The organism is Pseudomonas sp. p1(2021b), from assembly GCF_020151015.1.
Lineage (GTDB): Bacteria > Pseudomonadota > Gammaproteobacteria > Pseudomonadales > Pseudomonadaceae > Aquipseudomonas > Aquipseudomonas putida_K.
The window spans coordinates 3,974,079-3,992,721 of sequence record NZ_CP083746.1; the positions used below are offsets into that span (position 1 = coordinate 3,974,079).

Consider the following 18,643-nt stretch of genomic DNA (forward strand, 5'->3'; position numbering starts at 1 on the left):
AAAGGAGTCAGGCCACACCCACCTGGTTACGCCCGTTGTTCTTGGCCAGGTACAGCCCCTTGTCGGCCGCCGAGATCAGCTGCCGGCTATGGCTGCCGATGCCGGGCGTGAGGGTCGCCAGGCCGATGCTCACGCTCAGGTGCGCATCGGCCTGGGGCGCGATGTGCGGAATATTCAGCGCCAGCACCGTCTGGCGCAGCTTCTCGGCGATCAACCGTGCCCCGCCGGGCGAGGTATTGGGCAGCACCAGGGCGAACTCCTCGCCGCCATAGCGCGCCGGCAGGTCGGAGGGGCGCGAGCAGGAGCCACGGATGGCTTCGGCCACCTGACGCAGGGCCTCGTCGCCGGCCAGGTGGCCGAAGCTGTCGTTGTAGGCCTTGAAATAATCGACGTCGATCATCAACAGCGACAATTGCTGCTGTTCGCGCATGGCCCGTCGCCATTCGAGTTCCAGGTATTCGTCGAAGTGACGGCGGTTTGACAGCCCAGTCAAGCCATCGGAATTCATCAGCCGCTGCAGCATCAGGTTGGTATCGAGCAGCTGCTGCTGGCTGACCCGCAGGGCGCGGTAGGCTTCGTCACGCTGCAGCAGGGTCAGGTAGGAGCGCGAGTGATAGCGGATCCGCGCCACCAGCTCGATGTTGTCCGGCAGCTTGACCAGGTAGTCGTTGGCCCCGGCGGCGAAGGCTGCGCTCTTGACCAGTGGGTCTTCCTTGGTCGACAGGACGATGATCGGGATGTCCTGGGTGACCGGGTTGTTGCGGTATTCGCGCACCAGGGTCAGGCCATCGAGACCTGGCATGATCAGGTCCTGGAGGATGACCGTGGGCTTGATGCGCATGGCCTGGGCCACCGCCTGGTGGGGGTCGGCGCAGAAATGGAAATCGATGTTCTCCTCATGGGCCAGCCCACGGCGCACCGCTTCGCCGATCATCGCCTGGTCGTCGACCAGCAGGACCATCGCCGCGCTTTCGTTGATGGTCGTGAAACCTTCGATCGGTAGATCATTCATGCCTGTTCACCCGGTCACGGCCGGCCAGCCGGCGCGACTCAATACATAACTTCATTTTGGATAGATCTCCATCAGCCGCCCGGCGATACGCTCCAGCGGCCGGATCTCCACGGCGGCATCGATCGCCGCGGCGGCCTTGGGCATACCGTAGACGGCGGAGCTCTGCTGGTCCTGGGCGATGGTCAGGAACCCTCGCTGGCGCATCTGCTTGAGGCCCTGGGCGCCGTCGCGGCCCATGCCGGTAAGCAGCACGCCGACGGCATCGCCGGTCCAGTAGCGGGCCACGCTCTCGAAGAACACGTTGATCGAGGGGCGGTAGATCTCGTTGACCGGCTCGGCGGTATACGCCAGCTGGCCGCCTTGCATCAGGCGGATATGGTGGTTGGTGCCCGCCAGCAGGACCTGCCCCGGCTGCGGTGGTTCGCCTTCACAGGCCAGGCGTACCGGCAGGCCGGACACCCCGCTGAGCCATTCGGCCATGCCGGCGGCGAACACCTGGTCCACATGCTGGACCAGCACGATGGAGGCCGGGAACTCGCGCGGCAGCCCTTTGAGCAGCACTTCCAGTGCCGCCGGCCCACCCGCCGAGGAACCGATGGCCACCAGGCCACGACGTTGGGACGCTTCACGCAGCGGCGCCGACACAGTCCGGGGCGTGGCAGGCCGTTGCTGGCCGATCAACCAGCCGATATTGAGGATTTTGCGCAACAGTGGCGCGGCCGCTTCCCGGGCGTCGCCGGCCCCCAGCGAAGGCGTGTCGACCACGTCCAGGGCACCATGGCCCATGGCCTCGAACACCCGGTGCACGTTCTGCTTGCGATCGACCGTGACGATGACGATGGCGCATGGGGTCTCGGCCATGATCCGGCGGGTGGCCTCGACGCCATCCATCTCCGGCATGATCAGGTCCATGAGAATCAGGTCCGGGGTTTGCTCGGCGCACAGCCTCACCGCCTCGGCGCCATTGGCCGCCACCCACAGCACCTGGTGCTCAGGCTCGAAGGCCAGCGCCCGGCGCAGGGCCTCCACGGCCATGGGCATGTCGTTGACGATGGCGATCTTCATCCCTGGGCCCCTCCGATCAGCTCCACCACGGCGTCCAGCAGCGCGTCGTCGTGGAAGCTGGCCTTAGCCAAATAGTAGTCGGCACCGGCGTCCAGTCCACGTCGCCGGTCTTCTTCACGATCCTTGTAGGACACCACCATCACCGGCAGCGATTGCAGACGTTGGTCCCGGCGTACCAGGGTCACCAGTTCGATGCCGTCCATTCGCGGCATGTCGATATCGGTGATCAGCAGGTCGAAAACATCGCTGCGCAAGGCGTTCCAGCCGTCCATGCCGTCCACCGCCACGGCCACGTCATAGCCGCGGTTGCCCAGTAGCTTGCGCTGCAGCTCACGTACGGTGAGCGAGTCGTCCACCACCAGGATGCGCTTGCGCACCAGGCCACGCCCACCTCGGGCACCACGCTCGATACGTTCCAGCCGCCCGGTGCTGAGCAGCTTCTCGACCGAGCGCAGCAGGTCTTCGACGTCGATGATCAGCACCACCGAGCCATCGTCGAGCAAGGCCCCGGCAGAAATGTCCTGGACCTTGCCCAGGCGCGTATCCAGCGGCATCACCACCAACACCCGCTCGCCGACCAGGCGCTCGACCGCCACGCCGTAGAGCTGATCGCGCTCACGGATCACCACGACCCGCAGGCTGCGTTCGTCATCCTGCCCTGCCGGGCGGTTGAGCAACTGGCTCGCGGCCACCAGGCCGATGTGCCGGCCCTCGTGCCAGAAGTGCTGGCGCCCTTCGATCTGCACGATCTGTTCGGCGGACACCTCCAGGGTGCGTTCGATGTGCGCCAATGGGAACGCATAGGCTTCGCCGCCCACTTCCACCACCAGGCTGCGCACCACCGACAAGGTCAGCGGTACTTCCAGGTGGAAGGTGCACCCCTGGCCGGACACCTGGGTCAGCTCGATCGAGCCGCGCAGCTCGCGCACCATGTGCTGCACCGCATCCAGGCCAACGCCCCGCCCGGACACCTCGGTGACCTGGTCACGCAGGCTGAAGCCCGGCAGGAACAGGAAGGTCAGCAGCTCCGCCTCGCTCATCTGCGCCACGGTCTCGGCAGGCGACAGCGCACGCTCGACGATGCTGTAACGCAGGCGTTCAAGGTCGATGCCGGCGCCATCATCGCTGAGTTCGAGAATCAGCAGCCCGGCCTGGTGGGACGCACGCAGGCGCAACGTGCCATCGACCGGCTTGCCCGCCAGCAGGCGCCGCTCGGGCAGCTCGATGCCATGGTCGACGGCATTGCGCAGCAGATGGGTCAAGGGCGCTTCGAGCTTCTCCAGCACGTCGCGGTCGACCTGGGTCTTTTCGCCCTCGACCTGCAGTTGCACCTGTTTGCCCAGGGAGCGCCCCAGGTCGCGGACCATGCGGCTTTGCCCGGTCAGGACATCGGCGAAGGGGCGCATGCGGCAGGCCAGCGCCGTGTCGTAGAGGTGCTGCGCACGCTGGCTGGCCTGCCAGCCGAACTCGTCGATCTCTGCGGCCTGCTGCTGCAGGATCTGCTGGGTTTCGCCCAACAGGCGTTGGGTCTGGGCCAGGGCTTCGAGCACCTCCTGGCTTTGGCCACTACCTTCGAGCTGCTGCTTGAGCCCATCGAGGGCGCGCATGCCCTGGCCATGCATGCGCTTGAGGCGCTGCAGGCTGGCCAGGTAGGGCTTCAGGCGCTGGGTTTCCACCAGCGACTTGCTCGCCAGGTCCAGCAGGCTGTTGAGGCGGTCGGCCGTAACCCTGAGCACCCGCTCGGCCCCTTCCCCGCCGCGCGTGGTGGCCCTGCGTGGCGGGACGGGCTCGGCCGGCTCGCTCGCAGCCGCTGGCACCTCAGCCTCTACCGCAGGAGGCAAGGCCGCAGTGGCGGGGGCACTCGGTGGGGCTGCGGCCGACGCGCTCGGGTCGAGCAGGCCGGCCAGCTGTGCCAGGAAGGCCGGCACCGCCGCCTCGCTGCCCTGGTCGCCCGGCGTGGCGATGCGCATCAGCAGGTCGGTGCCCTGCAGCAGGGCATCGATATGCTCGGCGCGCAGCAGCAGACGCCCTTCCTGGGCGGCCACCAGACAATCCTCCATGACATGGGCCACGTTGACCCCGGCATCGATGCCGACGATGCGGGCGGCGCCCTTGAGGGAGTGGGCCGCACGCATGCAGGCCTCCAGCTGGTCGGCCTGGGTCGGGTTGCGTTCCAGCGCCATCAGGCCAGCACTGAGCACCTGGGTCTGGGCCTCGGCCTCCAGGCTGAACAACTCGAGCAGCGATGCGTCGCGCATTTGCTCAGGGGTCATGACAGGCTCCGCTTCACGGCAGACAGTACGTGTCGTTCATCCAGCACCCGCACGCTGCGGCCGCGCCATTGCAGCACCGCCGCAGTGAAATGCGCGGCGTCCTGGCCATCGACCAGACGCGCAGGGTCCAGGCGGTGGATACCATCGATCTCGTCCACCGCGATAACCACCGGGCCACCTTCGGCTGCAAGGATCAGCATACGTGGCATCACTCGGCCATTGCGTTCCTGGGCCGGCAGTATTTCCATGCCCAGCAGGTCGGCCAGCGACAGGCAGGGCACCAGCGCGCCACGCACGTTAGCCACACCCTGCAGGACCCGTGAACGCTGGTGCGGCAGTGAATGCACGGCCTGCAGCGGCGCGATTTCGGCAAGGCATGCGCAGGCCAGGGCCAACCACTCCTCGCCGAGGCGGAACAACAGCATGGAGCGCCCAACGCTGTCTTCCTCCGGCGGCAACACCAGGTCCTGCTCGTCCTGCAACAGGGCATAGCGGTCCAGCAGGCGGGTAGCCGCTGCGGCATAGACCTGGCAGTTGCGACAGTGGACATGGCGTTCGAGCAACGGGCACTGCTTGTCGCCATGCACGCCGATGCGGTTCCAGCAGTCGTCGATGAGCTCATCGTCCTGTGCGATCAGGTGCACCCCCTGTACGTCACTCATCGTTCAGACTCCCGCCCTGCACGCGCAGCCCGCGCCTGCAGCCGACGGGCCCCGGCCTCATCGCCCTGGGAGGCGAGCAAGGCCGCCAGGTGCACCAACGCCTCCGGGTGCTGGGGTTCCAGGTACAGTGCCTTGCGGTAATGGCTGAGTGCGGCCTGGATGTCGCCTTCGGTATCGCTGAGCAGGCCCAGCCAATAATAGACCTGCGCCTTGGGCGGGAACTGCTGCAGATACTGCTGGCAGCTGGCCCGCGCCTGTTCGCTGTCGCCGGCATTGGCCTGGCGAGCGATGCGCTCGAGCAACTGCCGCTCGCCTTCGCCATGGGCCGGGGCATGGGAAACCGCCGGCACCGGGCGAGGCATCCGGGCGGGGCGAGTCACAGGCCGCGGCGACAAGGGCGGCATCGTCAGCGGGCGAACAGCCGGTACCGGCCGGCTGACCGGGGGCGGTGGCTCTGCCTGGCGAACATAGGCGAACGACTGGGCGATGCCCAGCGGGCGCATGCCCAAGCGCGCCAGCAGGCTGCCCTCGGCCGGGCCGATGAACAGCACGCCCTGGGCATGGGTCAGGTGCTTGAGCACCTCGAAAACCCGCCGCTGGGTTGGCACGTCGAAATAGATCAACAGGTTGCGACAGAACACGAAGTCGTAGAGCCCTTCGCGGTTCCTGAGCAGGGGGTCCAGCACATTGCCTACCTGCAGGTTGACCTGGCTGCGCACCCGCTCGGCCAGTTGGTGGCCCTCGTCGGTTTCACTGAAGTGCCGGTCACGGAAGGCCAGGTCGATACCACGGAAGGCGTTGCGCCCGTATACCGCCTGCTCGCCGCGGGCGATGGAGCTGGGGCTGATGTCGATGCCATCGATCCGGAACGTCGCCGGGTCCACGCCCCCATCGAGCAACGCCATGGCGATCGAATAGGGTTCCTCGCCGGTCGAACAGGGCAGGCTGAGAATGCGCAGCGGGCGTGCGCCGGCCAGCTCCGCCAGGCGTTTATGGGCCAGCCCCACCAGGGCGGTGAACGACTCCGGGTAGCGGAAGAACCAGGTTTCCGGAACGATCACCGCCTCGATCAGCGCTTGTTGCTCGTCTACCGACTGCTGCAGGCGCAACCAGTAGTCGCCCAGGTCGCCGGCCTGGCAAGCGGCGCAACGCTGCTGCAAGGCCCGCTCGACCATGGGCGCGCCAACCGAGTCCACGTCCAGGCCGATACGCTCCTGCAGGAAGCGGAAGAAATGCTGCTGGTTCATGCCGTCACCTGCCCAGGCAGCTCGGGAAACAGCAACCGGCGCACATCGTCCGGCAGCAGGTCGTCCACCTCGATACGCTGCAACAGCCCGCCGGCGTCCTGGCGCACTGGCCCCAGGTACGGCGCATCGGTATTGTCCAGGCCATAGGGCTGGAACTCGTCGGGGCGGCAGCGCAGGGTATCGGTGGCTTGCTCCAGGACCAGGCCCAGTTGCTGGTCACCACGGTAATGCACCAGCACCAGTCGGGTGCTGGTGCGCATGGGGGCCGGGCGACCGAAGCTCAGCGCCGAGAGGTCCACCACCGGCACCAGTGCGCCGCGGTGGGCCAGGATACCGGCCACCCACGCAGGGGCTTGAGCGATGGGCTTGAGCGTACGGCGCGGCAATACCTCGATCACCTCGTGCACATCCAGGGCGAAACGCTGGTCACCGATGCGAAACTGCAGGTACAGCGTGCCCTTGCCGTCGCCTGCCTGCTCCTGCTGGAGCTGCACGTCGTTCATCGCGATCAGACTTTGAAGCGCGACACGCCGCCGCGCAGTCCGGCAGCCACCTGGCTCAGTTCATCGATGGCGAAACTGGCCTGGCGCAACGACTCCACGGTCTGGGTGCTGGCATCGCTGAGCTGGGCCAGGGCCTGGTTGATCTGTTCGGCACCGGTGGCCTGGGCCTGCATGCCTTCGTTGACCATCAGTACCCGCGGCGCCAGCGCCTGCACCTGGTGGATGATCTGGCTGAGCTGCTCGCCCACCTGCTGGACTTCGAACATGCCCCGGCGCACTTCCTCGGAGAACTTGTCCATGCCCATGACCCCGGCCGACACGGCGGACTGGATCTCGCGCACCATCTGCTCGATATCGTAGGTGGCCACGGCCGTCTGGTCGGCCAGGCGTCGCACCTCGGTGGCGACCACGGCGAAGCCGCGTCCGTACTCGCCCGCCTTCTCCGCTTCGATGGCGGCATTGAGCGACAACAGGTTGGTCTGGTCGGCCACCTTGACGATGGTCACCACCATCTGGTTGATGTTGCTGGCCTTCTCGTTGAGGATCGCCAGCTTGGCGTTGACCAGGTCGGCTGCGCCCATCACCTGGTGCATGGTTTCCTCCATCCGCGCCAGGCCCTGCTGGCCGGAGCCGGCCAACACCGAGGCCTGGTCGGCGGCGGAGGTGACTTCGGTCATGGTCCGTACCAGGTCACGAGAGGTGGCAGCGATTTCCCGCGAGGTGGCGCCGATTTCCGTGGTAGTGGCAGCGGTTTCGGTGGCGGTGGCCTGCTGCTGTTTGGACGTGGCGGCGATTTCGGTGACCGAGGTGGTCACCTGCACCGACGAACGCTGGGCCTGGGCCACCAGGTTGGCCAGGGCCTCGGCCATTTCGTTGAAGCCGGTCTCGATGCTGCCGAACTCGTCCTTGCGGTCCAGGCTCAGGCGCATGCTCAGGTCGCCGGAGCGCAGTTTGTCCAACGCATGCACGATGCGCTGCACGGGCGCGGTGATCGCACGCAGCAGCAACAGGCCGCAGATGCCGGCGGCAACGATTGCCAGCAGCAACGAGACGACCATGCTGCCCTTGGCGGTGGTCACCGCACTGACGATATCGTTGGTCGCCGACTCGGCCGATTCCCGGTTGCGCTCGATGACACCATTGAGGTGTTGGCGGCCATTGACCCACGCCGGCGTCAGCACATCGTTCACCAGCCGTTCGGCCTCGGTGTAGTCCTTCTGCCGGTAGGTCGCCAGCACTTGGTCGAGGATCGTGATGTACTCCGCTTCCAGGCGCCGGAAGGTATCGAGGGCGGCCTGGTCGTCCGACTCCTTGATCGTGCTCTGGTAGCTGGCCATGTATTGCTTGAGACGCTCGTCGAACGACTTGAAGTCGGCCAGGTCGGCCGCCGTCATCTCGCGGCGATTGGACAGGCCCACCAGCTGCTGGCTGGCCACGTAGCTGTCGACCCAGGCACTGCGCAGCATCGAGCTGTAGTAGAAGCCGGGAATGCTGTCGGACCCCACCGATTCTTCGCTGGCCTCGATCGCCACCAGCCGCGAGTAGGCGGCAACGATCATCAGCAGCATGATGGCGATGATCACGGCGAAACTTGCCAGGATCCGTTGGCGCAAGGTCCAGTTCTTCACATTCAGCCCTCAGGAATTCGATACGAGCGGGGAAAATCGCCCGAGTATAGCGTAGGCACCCAGCGCAATCGCAGCTCAATCAAGGGGTGACGGGGCGTCCCTGCCCAGGTCGGGTCATTGCCCGGCGGCGAGCCTGACCTGTGCCTCCAGTTCCTGACGCAAGTTCGCGTCCAGGCGCAGCTGGCGTGCCAGTTCATCCAGGTAGGCACGCTCCATGAAGTTCTCCTGGTCGACCATCATCACGCTCGCCAGGTACATCTCGGCAGCCATTTCCGGTGTCTGTGCGGCGCTGGCGACTTCGGCGGGGTCCAGCGGCTTGTTCAGTTCGGCATGCAGCCAGTGCTGCAGTTCGCGGTCGTTGTCGAGCCTGACGAACTCACCTTCGATCAGTGCCCGCTCACGCTCGTCGATATGCCCATCGGACTTGGCAGCCGCCACCAGGGCGCGCAGCACGGCCTGGCTGTGCTGCTCGGCCTGGGCTGCGGGCAGGCGGTCGAGGGTCCGCGGCTCCTGCGGCTGGACCGTGCCCTGGCGCGCCTGCCAGTTGCCATAGGCTTTGTAGGCCAGCACGCCAAGAGCAGCCAGGCCGCCATAGGTCAGCGCCTTGCCGCCGTACTTGCGGGCCTTCTTGTTGCCCAGCAGCAGGCCCATGGCACCTGCCGCCAACGCGCCGCCACCGGCACCGGAGAGCAGGCTGCCAAGGCCGCCCTTGCCCGCCTGGCCACCCAGCAGGTCGCCAAGGCCAGGGACCTTGCCTGCCTCGCCCTTGCCTTGCGAGTTCTGCAGCAATTGCTGGCCGGACTTGAGCAATTGGTCGAGCAAGCCACGGGTGTTCATCTGGCATTACCTCTTTACTGGAAAGGAAAGCCCCAGATTAGGCCCGCACGCTGAACTCACGCTTAATGCATTTGCTTCCGGATGTTGCGCGGCCACCCGATAAAAACGGACTAGACTCGACTGCGGCTTGCGCCAACCGCACTACGCTTATCCCATCGCTTCACTGCTTTCTTGACGACTGCCCCCGACTAGAACGTTAAAAAGAGGGAACACCATGCCAGTGCACAAGACCGCATTGTCCAGCGCCATGACCTGCGCCCTGCTGGCCAGCGCCCACCTGCAGGCCGCCGGCCTGCCCCAGAGCCTCGGCGATGGCGAGGGGCGCCTGGATATCGTGGCCTGGCCCGGCTACATCGAACGCGGTGAGAGCGATAAAGCCTACGACTGGGTCACCGGGTTCGAAAAGGCCACCGGCTGCAAGGTCAGCGTGAAGACCGCCGCGACCTCCGACGAGATGGTCAGCCTGATGACCAAGGGCGGCTACGACCTAGTGACCGCCTCGGGCGATGCCTCTCTGCGCCTGATCGCCGGCAAGCGAGTGCAACCGATCAACACCGCGCTGATCCCCAACTGGAAGAACATCGACCCGCGCCTGCGCGATGGTGGTTGGTACGTGGTCGACAAGCAGGTCTACGGCACCCCGTACCAATGGGGCCCGAATGTGCTGCTGTACAACACCACGGTGTTCAAGCAACCGCCGAGCAGCTGGAGCGTGGTCTTCGAGCCCCAGGACCTGCCGGACGGCAAGCCCAACAAGGGCCGTGTGCAGGCCTATGACGGGCCGATCTACATCGCCGATGCCGCGCTGTACCTGAAGTCGGCCAAACCGGAACTGGGCATCCAGGACCCTTATGAACTGAACGAGGCCCAGTACAAGGCCGTGCTCGACCTGCTGCGCCAGCAACAACCGCTGGTCCATCGCTACTGGCATGACGCCACGGTCCAGATGAGCGATGTGAAGAACGAAGGGGTCGTCGCCTCGAGCTCCTGGGGCTACATGGTCAACAGCCTCAAGGCCGACAACCAGCCGGTGGCCTCCACCGTACCGAAGGAAGGCGCCACCGGCTGGGCCGATACCACCATGTTGCACAGCCAGGCCAAGCACCCGAACTGCGCATACCGGTGGATGGACTGGTCGCTGCAGCCGAAGGTGCAAGGCGATGTGGCGGCCTGGTTCGGCTCGCTGCCAGCTGTTCCTGCTGCCTGCACTGGCAGCGAACTGCTGGGCGCCGAGGGTTGCAAGACCAACGGTTTCGACAACTTCGACAAGATCGCCTTCTGGAAGACCCCACAGGCCTCGGGCGGCAAGTTCGTGCCCTATAGCCGATGGACCCAGGACTATATCGCGATCATGGGTGGGCGTTGAGACCGGCTGTTTGCCGAGGTCATCCTGTAGGAGCGGGCTTGTCCCGCGATTGGCCGGCACTGCCCACGCCGCTGCCGGGCAAGGACAGACCGGCCCGCGTAGAACACAACCATCGCCCGGAGCCAACGCAATGCCCCTAGCCGTCCAGCTCACCGAAGTCACCCGCGCATTCGGCGAGGTCGTGGCTGTCGATCGGGTCAGCATCGACATCCAGGAAGGTGAGTTCTTTTCCATGCTCGGCCCTTCCGGGTCGGGCAAGACCACCTGCCTGCGCCTGATCGCCGGCTTCGAGCAGCCCGGCAGCGGCTCGATCCGCCTGCATGGCGTGGAAGCCGCAGGCCTGCCGCCCTACCAGCGCGACGTCAACACGGTGTTCCAGGACTACGCCCTGTTCCCGCACATGAATGTGCGCGACAACATCGCCTATGGCCTGAAGGTCAAGGGCGTGGCCAAGCCCGAACGCTATGCCCGGGCTGACGAAGCCCTGGGCATGGTGGCCCTGGCCGGCTACGCCGAACGCAGGCCGGCACAGCTCTCCGGCGGCCAGCGCCAACGCGTGGCCCTGGCCCGTGCGTTGGTCAACCGACCACGGGTACTGCTGCTCGACGAGCCCCTCGGTGCCCTGGACCTCAAGCTGCGCGAGCAGATGCAGGGCGAGCTGAAGAAGCTCCAGCGCCAACTGGGCATTACGTTCATCTTCGTCACCCATGACCAGACCGAAGCGTTGTCGATGTCCGACCGGGTCGCGGTCTTCAACCGCGGGCGTATCGAGCAGGTCGACACGCCGCGCAACCTCTATATGAAACCGGCGACCACCTTCGTCGCCCAATTCGTCGGTACCTCCAACGTGATCCGCGGCGACCTGGCCAGGCGCCTCACGGGGAATGCGTCACCGTTTTCCATCCGCCCCGAGCACATCCGCCTGGGCGGCCAGGCCGATGCCAGCCAGGACATCCAGGTCAGCGGGCTGCTGCATGACATCCAATACCAGGGCAGCGCCACTCGCTATGAGGTGCAGCTGGACGATGGCCTGCTGCTGGCCGTGAGCCAGGCCAATGACCAGTGGCAGGCGCAGCCGTTGCCCTGGCAACCCGGCCAGCACGTGCAGGCCCATTGGCCACGGGCGGCGATGACCGGATTGCGGGAAACCCTGCCCGACGAGGGCCAGTGAGGTGACCCTGGTCATGCAGCGCGAGACCGGGCCTGCGCGCCGCCTCAGCACCCTGCTCTACCGGCGCCCCAACCTGTACCTGGCGTTGCTGCTGGTCCCGCCCCTGACCTGGTTCGGCGCGATCTACCTCGGCTCGCTGCTGGGCTTGCTCTGGCAAGGCTTCTACACCTTCGACGACTTCACCATGGCGGTGACGCCGGACCTGACCCTGGCCAACTTCGCCGCGCTGTTCGCCCCCTCGAACTTCGACATCATCCTGCGCACCCTGGCGATGGCCATCGCCGTCTCCCTGGCCAGCGCCGTACTGGCCTTTCCCATCGCCTACTACATGGCCTGCCACACCACAGGCCGGACCAAAGCGTTCTTCTACATCGCGGTGATGATGCCGATGTGGGCCAGCTACATCGTCAAGACCTATGCCTGGACCTTGCTGCTGGCCAAGGGGGGCGTGGCCCAGTGGTTCATCCAGCAGTTGCACCTGGAGCCGCTGCTGCAGGCCTCAATGGCCGTGCCGGGCGTGGGCGGCAGCACCCTCTCGACCTCTCACTTGGGGCGCTTCCTGGTGTTCGTGTACATCTGGCTACCTTTCATGATCCTGCCGATCCAGGCCGCGCTGGAACGCCTGCCACCTTCGCTGCTGCAAGCCTCCGCCGACCTGGGCGCCCGCCCTGGGCAGACATTGCGCCTGGTGGTCCTGCCGCTGGCGGTACCGGGCATCGCCGCAGGTTCGATCTTCACCTTTTCCTTGACCCTGGGCGACTTCATCGTGCCGCAGTTGATCGGGCCGCCAGGCTACTTCATCGGTAGCATGGTCTATGCCCAGCAAGGGGCGATCGGCAACCTGCCCATGGCCGCCGCCTTCACCCTGGTGCCCATCGTGCTGATCGCCGTGTACCTGTCGATCGTCAAACGCCTGGGGGCCTTCGATGCACTCTGAAAAAGCCTCGCTGGGCCTGCGCCTGTCAGCCTGGGGCGGGCTGCTGTTCCTGCATTTCCCGATCCTGGTCATCCTGCTCTACGCCTTCAACACCGAGGACGCCGCGTTCAGCTTTCCGCCCAAGGGCTTCACCCTGAAGTGGTTCAGCGTGGCCTTCTCGCGCCCGGACGTGCTGGAGGCGATCAAGCTGTCGCTGCAGGTCGCCTGCCTGGCGACGCTGATCGCCCTGCTGCTGGGCACCCTGGCGGCCGCAGCCCTGTACCGGCGCAGCTTCTTCGGCAAGGAAAGCATCTCGCTGATGCTGATCCTGCCCATCGCCCTGCCCGGCATCATCACCGGCATCGCCTTGCTGGCAGCCTTCAAGCAGCTGGGCATCGAACCGGGTATCTTCACCATCGTGGTCGGCCACGCCACGTTCTGCGTGGTGATCGTCTACAACAATGTCATCGCGCGCCTGCGGCGCACCTCCCAGAACTTGATCGAAGCCTCGATGGACCTGGGCGCGGACGGCTGGCAGACCTTTCGCTACATCATCCTGCCCAACCTCGGTTCGGCCCTGCTGGCCGGCGGCATGCTGGCCTTCGCCTTGTCGTTCGACGAAATCATCGTCACCACCTTCACCGCCGGCCATGAACGCACACTGCCGATCTGGTTGCTCAACCAGCTCAGCCGCCCGCGCGATGTGCCGGTGACCAATGTGGTCGCCATGCTGGTGATGCTGGTGACCATGCTGCCGATTCTCGGCGCCTATTACCTGACCCGTGGCGGCGAAAGCGTTGCGGGCAGCGGCAAATGACCTAGGAGGACTCCCATGCAAACCCGAATGCTGATCAATGGCCGCCTGGTGAACGGCGAAGGCCCGGCCTGGACCGTGCTAAACCCGGCCCTGGGCAGCGCCCTGGCGCAGATCAACGAGGCCAGCGAGGCCCAGGTGGACGCTGCGGTGCGCGCCGCCGACCAGGCCTTCGACACTTGGTCGCAGACCACCCCCAAGGACCGTGCACAGGCCTTGCTGGCGTTGGCCGACACGGTCGAGCGCCACGGCGAGGAGCTGGCCCGGCTGGAATCGCAGAACTGCGGCAAGCCGTTCGCCGCCGCACTGGGTGACGAGATCCCGGCCATCGCCGACGTGTTCCGCTACTTCGCCGGTGCCGCCCGCTGCCTGGGCGGCTCGGCGGCCGGCGAATACCTGCCGGGCCATACCTCGATGATCCGTCGCGACCCATTGGGCGTGGTCGCTTCCATCGCCCCGTGGAACTACCCGTTGATGATGCTGGCGTGGAAGATCGCCCCAGCGCTGGCGGCAGGCAACACGGTGGTGCTCAAACCCTCGGAGATGACACCGCTGACCGCCCTGCGCCTGGCCGAGCTGGCCCAGGACCTGTTGCCCGCCGGGGTGCTGAATATCGTCTTCGGCCGAGGCCAGACGGTCGGCACGCCGCTGGTCACCCACCCCAAGGTGCGCATGGTCTCGCTGACCGGCTCCATCCCCACCGGTGCGCGCATCATCGGTGCCACCGCCGAAAGCGTGAAGCGCATGCACATGGAGCTGGGTGGCAAGGCGCCGGTGCTGGTGTTCGATGACGCCGACCTGGATGCCGCCATCGAGGGCATCCGCACGTTCGGGTTCTACAACGCAGGCCAGGACTGCACCGCCGCCTGCCGGCTCTACGTGCAGGATGGCATCTACGAACGCTTCGTCGAGCGCCTGGGCCAGGCCGTGGCCACGATCAAGCCTGGCCTGCAGGATGCCACCGATACCGAACTGGGCCCCTTGATCAGCGCCGAGCATCGCGACAAGGTCGCAGGCATGGTGCAGCGGGCCATCGCCCAGCCGCACATCCGTCTGGTCACCGGCGGCAAGGTACTGCCCGGCGACGGCTTCTTCTTCGAGCCCACGGTACTGGCCGACGCCCAGCAGGACGACGAGATCGTGCGCCACGAAGTGTTCGGCCCGGTGGTGTCGGTGACGCGCTTCAGCGACGAAGCCCAGGCCCTGGCCTGGGCCAACGACTCCGACTACGGCCTGGCCTCGTCGGTATGGACCCGCGACACCGGTCGCGCCCATCGCCTGGCGGCGCGCCTGCAGTACGGCTGCACCTGGGTCAACACCCACTTCATGCTGGTGAGCGAAATGCCCCATGGCGGGCAGAAGCATTCGGGGTACGGCAAGGACATGTCGATGTATGGCCTGGAGGACTACACCTGCGTGCGGCATGTGATGATCAAGCATTGAGCTGACGGACGAGACGACGCCGCTTCTTTCACTGGAAGCGGTGTCGCGATTTCATTCAACAAGCGCTTTCCCTTCCTACTCGCAAGCGGTTGTGACACGCGCACTTGGTATCATAGCCTGATACCATGAACACACATCAGCGAACGACCTTGTCTTTAATCTTCAGCAAGCCCGCTCCCAAGACCCTGGAATGGTCGCGGCTGGAGTCGCTTGGCGCGAAGGTCATCGAGGGCCGAGGCTCTCGGGTGCGCTTCGAGTTAAAGGGGGTGGTGGCGACCTTTCATCGGCCACACCCAGACAGGCATGCAAAGCCATACCAGATACGCGACGCCCGTCAATTCCTCGAGCAGGCAGGAGTAACCCCATGAATGTCATGAGCTATCGCGGCTATAGCGCACGCATCGAGTACAGCGATGAAGACCAACTGCTGATTGGGCACGTTGCTGGCATACGCGATGTGATCGGTTTCCATGGCGAATCGATCAGTGAGTTGCGCAGCGCCTTCGAAGACGCCGTGGACGATTACCTGGAAACCTGCGAACGCTTGGGCCGGGCCCCGCAGAAAGCCTACTCCGGCAAGCTCAGCCTTCGCCTGGAACCGGCTCTCCACGCCAGCGTGGCAGCGAAGGCCGAGCTGGCGCAGAAGAGCATCAACCAGTGGGTGAGCGACATCCTCGATCAAGCCGCCCATAACTGAACTAGCGCGGTCACTCCCTCAAGTCCGACTCATGGATCGGGTTGGCCCGGCTGGTAGCCCGCTGGTACTGGGCCGGCCAGGTGGCCTTGTTGCCGCCCAGGTCGTCGTCGGCGTGCAGGGGCCAGTACGGGTCGCGCAGCAGCTCGCGGGCGAGGAAGATGATGTCGGCCTGCCCGGTACGCAGGATGTGCTCGGCCTGGGCCGGTTCGGTGATCATGCCCACGGTGCCGGTGGCGATCTCCGACTCCTTGCGCACCCGTTCGGCGAATCGGGTCTGGTAGCCGGGGCCGGTGGGGATTTCGGCGTTCACCGAGGTGCCGCCGGAGGACACGTCGATCAAGTCCACGCCAATGGCTCTCAGGCGCCGGGCCAGTTCGACGGTTTCGTCCGGGTTCCAGCCGTCTTCGACCCAATCGGTGGCCGAGACCCGTACGAACAGCGGCAGCTCCTGTGGCCAGACCTTGCGCACCGCCTCGGTGACTTCCAGGGTCAGGCGGATACGGTTTTCGAAGCAGCTGCCATAGCGGTCGCGGCGCTGGTTGCTCAGCGGCGACAGGAACTGGTGCAGCAGGTAGCCGTGGGCAGCATGCACCTCGACCACCTTGAAACCTGCCTCCAGGGCACGGCGCGCAGCATCAGCGAACGCCTGGACAATGCCGGCGATTTCATCTTCGGACAACTCACGGGGCACGGTGTGCTCCGGGTCGAAGGCAATTTTCGACGGGCCCACCGGCTGCCAGCCGCCGTCTTCGACCTTGACACTGCCATGCTTGCCCAGCCAGGGGCGATGGGTACTGGCCTTGCGCCCGGCATGGGCGAGCTGGATGCCAGGCACGGCGCCCTGGGCGGTGATGAAGCGGGTGATGCGCTGCAGGGGTGGGATCTGGGCGTCGTTCCACAGGCCCAGGTCCTCGGCACTGATGCGACCATCGGGGGTGACGGCGGTGGCTTCGGTGATCACCAGGCCAGCGCCGCCGACGGCACGGCTGCCCAGGTGCACCAGGTGCCAATCGTTGGCCAGCCCGTCAGCGGCGGAGTACTGACACATGGGGGAGACGGCGATGCGGTTGGGCAGGGTCAGCTGACGCAGGGTGTAGGGCTCAAGCAGCAGGCTCATGAGGGGACCTCCCAGGGACTCCAATGGTTGGCCGGTCCGGGCACTTGTGTGAGGCCTTGGTCCGGTATCGGTAGTGTTCAGACTAGACCAGATAGGGAGTGCCTGCCTTCAGGGGGCGGTGTCTGAAAGATCGAGCGCCGCCCAATCGCGGGACGAGCTCGCTCCGATAAACCCGGCTACCGCGCCTCCATGTGTGCAATCATCAATTGCACGCTCTCCTGCCCGCGAAACTCGTTCACATCCAGCTTGTAGGCCAGCTCCACCCAACGCACCGTAGGGTTCGGCCAGACCTCCCGGTCGATCCCGAAGGCAATCCCGTCCAGCCTGACCGAACCGCACTCGCTCTTGAGCACCACCTTCAGGTGCCGTTCCCCCACCACGCGCTGCTCGACCAACTGGAAAACCCCGTGGAACAACGGCTCGGGGAAGTGCTGCCCCCACGGCCCAGCGTGACGCAACGCCCGCGCCAGGTCCAGGTGGAACTCCTCGACCGCCAGCGTCCCGTCGGACAGCAACCGCCCGGTCAGGTCCTCTTCCCCAAGGTGCCGGCGAACCTCCTCGTCGAAGGCTGCGGCAAACGCCGGGAAATGTTCCGCCGGCAACGACAGGCCGGCCGCCATGGCATGCCCGCCGAACTTGCTGATCAAGTGCGGATGCCGTGCCGCCACCGCATCCAGCGCATCGCGGATATGGAACCCAGGTACCGAGCGCGCCGACCCCTTGAGCATCCCCTCGCCGGCGTCGGCAAAGGCGATCGTCGGCCGGTGATAGCGCTCCTTCAGCCGCGACGCAAGGATGCCGATCACCCCCTGGTGCCAGTCGGGCTCGAACAGGCACAGGCCATAAGGCATGGACTCGACCGGCAGGTCCTTGAGCTGGGCCAGCGCCTCGCGCTGCATGCCCTGTTCGATGGACTTGCGGTCCTGGTTCAGCCCATCGAGCTGCTGGGCCATGTCCAGCGCCAAGGCTGGGTCATCGCAGAGCAGGCATTCGATCCCCAGGCTCATGTCGTCCAGGCGGCCGGCCGCATTCAGGCGCGGGCCGAGAATGAAGCCAAGGTCGGTGGAGGTGATGCGCCGGTGATCGCGCCGGGCCACTTCGAGAATGGCCTTGAGCCCCGGCCGGGCCCGCCCGGCGCGGATACGCTCCAGCCCCTGGTGCACCAGGATGCGGTTGTTGGCATCCAACGGCACCACGTCGGCGACGCTGCCCAGGGCCACCAGGTCGAGCAGCTCGCCGATGTTCGGCTGCGCTTGGCTGGCATAGCGGCCCAGGCTGCGCAGGCGCGCGCGCAGGGCCATCAATACATAGAAGATCACCCCCACGCCGGCCAGGGCCTTGCTGGGGAAATCGCAGCCGGGCTGGTTCGGGTTGACGATCGCATCGGCATCCGGCAGGTGTTCGCCCGGCAGGTGGTGGTCGGTGACCAGCACCTTCAGGCCGGCCGCCTTGGCGGCGGCGACGCCCTCGACGCTGGAGATGCCGTTGTCCACCGTGATCAGCAACTGCGGCTCGCGCTGCAAGGCCACCTGGACGATTTCGGGGGTCAGGCCATAGCCGTATTCGAAACGGTTCGGCACCAGGTAGTCGACATGGGCAGCACCCAGCAGCCGTAGGCCAAGCACACCGACGGTACTGGCCGTGGCGCCGTCGGCGTCGAAATCGCCGACGATAAGGATGCGCTGGCGCTGGTCGAGCGCCTCGACCAGCAGGTCCACCGCCGCGTCGATGCCTTTGAGCTGTTGGTAGGGCAGCAGCCGCGCCAGGCTCTTGTCCAGTTCGGCCTCCGACTGCACGCCACGGGCGGCATACAGGCGGGTCAGCAAGGGCGGCAGGTTACCGAGAAAGGGCAGGCTCGGTGGCAAGGGACGAGGTTCGATACGCATTGGGGG

Annotated in this window: 17 protein-coding genes; 7 read left to right on the plus strand and 10 right to left on the minus strand. The window is 66.0% G+C overall.

The features are described from left to right. Positions 1–7 precede the first annotated feature (7 nt). The 8 genes from K8374_RS18505 to K8374_RS18540 all read right to left on the minus strand — a co-directional run bounded on the left by K8374_RS18505 (position 8) and on the right by K8374_RS18540 (position 9,227). Positions 8–1,012, minus strand: a complete 1,005-nt coding sequence (locus K8374_RS18505) for a PleD family two-component system response regulator (protein ID WP_224456700.1) — start codon at positions 1,010–1,012, stop codon at positions 8–10. A gap of 51 nt (positions 1,013–1,063) precedes the next feature. Continuing rightward, on the minus strand, positions 1,064–2,077 hold the full coding sequence (locus K8374_RS18510; RefSeq protein ID WP_224456701.1) for a chemotaxis response regulator protein-glutamate methylesterase: 1,014 nt from the start codon (positions 2,075–2,077) through the stop codon (positions 1,064–1,066). Continuing rightward, positions 2,074–4,350, minus strand: coding sequence for a hybrid sensor histidine kinase/response regulator (locus tag K8374_RS18515; RefSeq protein WP_224456702.1), 2,277 nt, complete (start codon positions 4,348–4,350; stop codon positions 2,074–2,076). The genes K8374_RS18510 and K8374_RS18515 overlap by 4 nt, the downstream gene beginning before the upstream one ends. Continuing rightward, positions 4,347–5,012, minus strand: coding sequence for a chemotaxis protein CheW (locus K8374_RS18520; protein ID WP_224456703.1), 666 nt, complete (start codon positions 5,010–5,012; stop codon positions 4,347–4,349). The genes K8374_RS18515 and K8374_RS18520 overlap by 4 nt, the downstream gene beginning before the upstream one ends. Beyond that, on the minus strand, positions 5,009–6,259 hold the full coding sequence (locus tag K8374_RS18525; RefSeq protein WP_224456704.1) for a CheR family methyltransferase: 1,251 nt from the start codon (positions 6,257–6,259) through the stop codon (positions 5,009–5,011). The genes K8374_RS18520 and K8374_RS18525 overlap by 4 nt, the downstream gene beginning before the upstream one ends. Continuing rightward, complete coding sequence (locus tag K8374_RS18530; RefSeq protein WP_084856788.1) at positions 6,256–6,762, minus strand: chemotaxis protein CheW; 507 nt, start codon at positions 6,760–6,762, stop codon at positions 6,256–6,258. Before K8374_RS18530 ends, K8374_RS18525 begins: the two co-directional genes overlap by 4 nt. A 5-nt stretch (positions 6,763–6,767) precedes the next feature. Further along, positions 6,768–8,390, minus strand: coding sequence for a methyl-accepting chemotaxis protein (locus K8374_RS18535; protein WP_224456705.1), 1,623 nt, complete (start codon positions 8,388–8,390; stop codon positions 6,768–6,770). A gap of 114 nt (positions 8,391–8,504) precedes the next feature. Further along, positions 8,505–9,227 (minus strand): tellurite resistance TerB family protein, encoded by a 723-nt coding sequence (locus K8374_RS18540; RefSeq protein ID WP_224456706.1) that lies wholly within the window; start codon positions 9,225–9,227, stop codon positions 8,505–8,507. A gap of 214 nt (positions 9,228–9,441) precedes the next feature. Between K8374_RS18540 and ydcS the strand changes: the two genes are divergently transcribed. The 7 genes from ydcS (at position 9,442) to K8374_RS18575 (ending at position 15,634) form a co-directional block, all read left to right on the plus strand. Beyond that, on the plus strand, positions 9,442–10,593 hold the full coding sequence (ydcS, locus tag K8374_RS18545) for a putative ABC transporter substrate-binding protein YdcS (protein WP_224456707.1): 1,152 nt from the start codon (positions 9,442–9,444) through the stop codon (positions 10,591–10,593). A gap of 130 nt (positions 10,594–10,723) precedes the next feature. Next, positions 10,724–11,764 carry an ABC transporter ATP-binding protein gene (locus tag K8374_RS18550; protein WP_224456708.1) on the plus strand — a complete coding sequence of 347 codons (1,041 nt, stop codon included), beginning with the start codon at positions 10,724–10,726 and terminating at the stop codon, positions 11,762–11,764. Positions 11,765–11,777: 13 nt separating this feature from the next. Further along, complete coding sequence (locus K8374_RS18555) at positions 11,778–12,701, plus strand: ABC transporter permease (RefSeq protein ID WP_224456709.1); 924 nt, start codon at positions 11,778–11,780, stop codon at positions 12,699–12,701. Next, entirely contained in the window at positions 12,691–13,497 is an 807-nt protein-coding gene (locus tag K8374_RS18560) for an ABC transporter permease (RefSeq protein ID WP_224456710.1), read from the plus strand. Before K8374_RS18555 ends, K8374_RS18560 begins: the two co-directional genes overlap by 11 nt. A 15-nt stretch (positions 13,498–13,512) precedes the next feature. Continuing rightward, complete coding sequence (locus K8374_RS18565; protein ID WP_224456711.1) at positions 13,513–14,937, plus strand: gamma-aminobutyraldehyde dehydrogenase; 1,425 nt, start codon at positions 13,513–13,515, stop codon at positions 14,935–14,937. A 125-nt stretch (positions 14,938–15,062) separates the two neighbouring features. Then, positions 15,063–15,305, plus strand: coding sequence for a type II toxin-antitoxin system HicA family toxin (locus K8374_RS18570; protein WP_224456712.1), 243 nt, complete (start codon positions 15,063–15,065; stop codon positions 15,303–15,305). Further along, entirely contained in the window at positions 15,302–15,634 is a 333-nt protein-coding gene (locus K8374_RS18575) for a type II toxin-antitoxin system HicB family antitoxin (RefSeq protein ID WP_224456713.1), read from the plus strand. Before K8374_RS18570 ends, K8374_RS18575 begins: the two co-directional genes overlap by 4 nt. A gap of 10 nt (positions 15,635–15,644) precedes the next feature. Here the strand turns inward: K8374_RS18575 and K8374_RS18580 are convergent, their stop codons facing one another. Together K8374_RS18580 and recJ are read right to left on the minus strand one after the other, a co-directional pair. After that, complete coding sequence (locus tag K8374_RS18580; RefSeq protein WP_224456714.1) at positions 15,645–16,751, minus strand: NADH:flavin oxidoreductase/NADH oxidase; 1,107 nt, start codon at positions 16,749–16,751, stop codon at positions 15,645–15,647. 176 nt (positions 16,752–16,927) lie between these two features. Then, positions 16,928–18,637 (minus strand): single-stranded-DNA-specific exonuclease RecJ, encoded by a 1,710-nt coding sequence (recJ, locus tag K8374_RS18585; protein ID WP_224456715.1) that lies wholly within the window; start codon positions 18,635–18,637, stop codon positions 16,928–16,930. Positions 18,638–18,643: the final 6 nt, after the last annotated feature.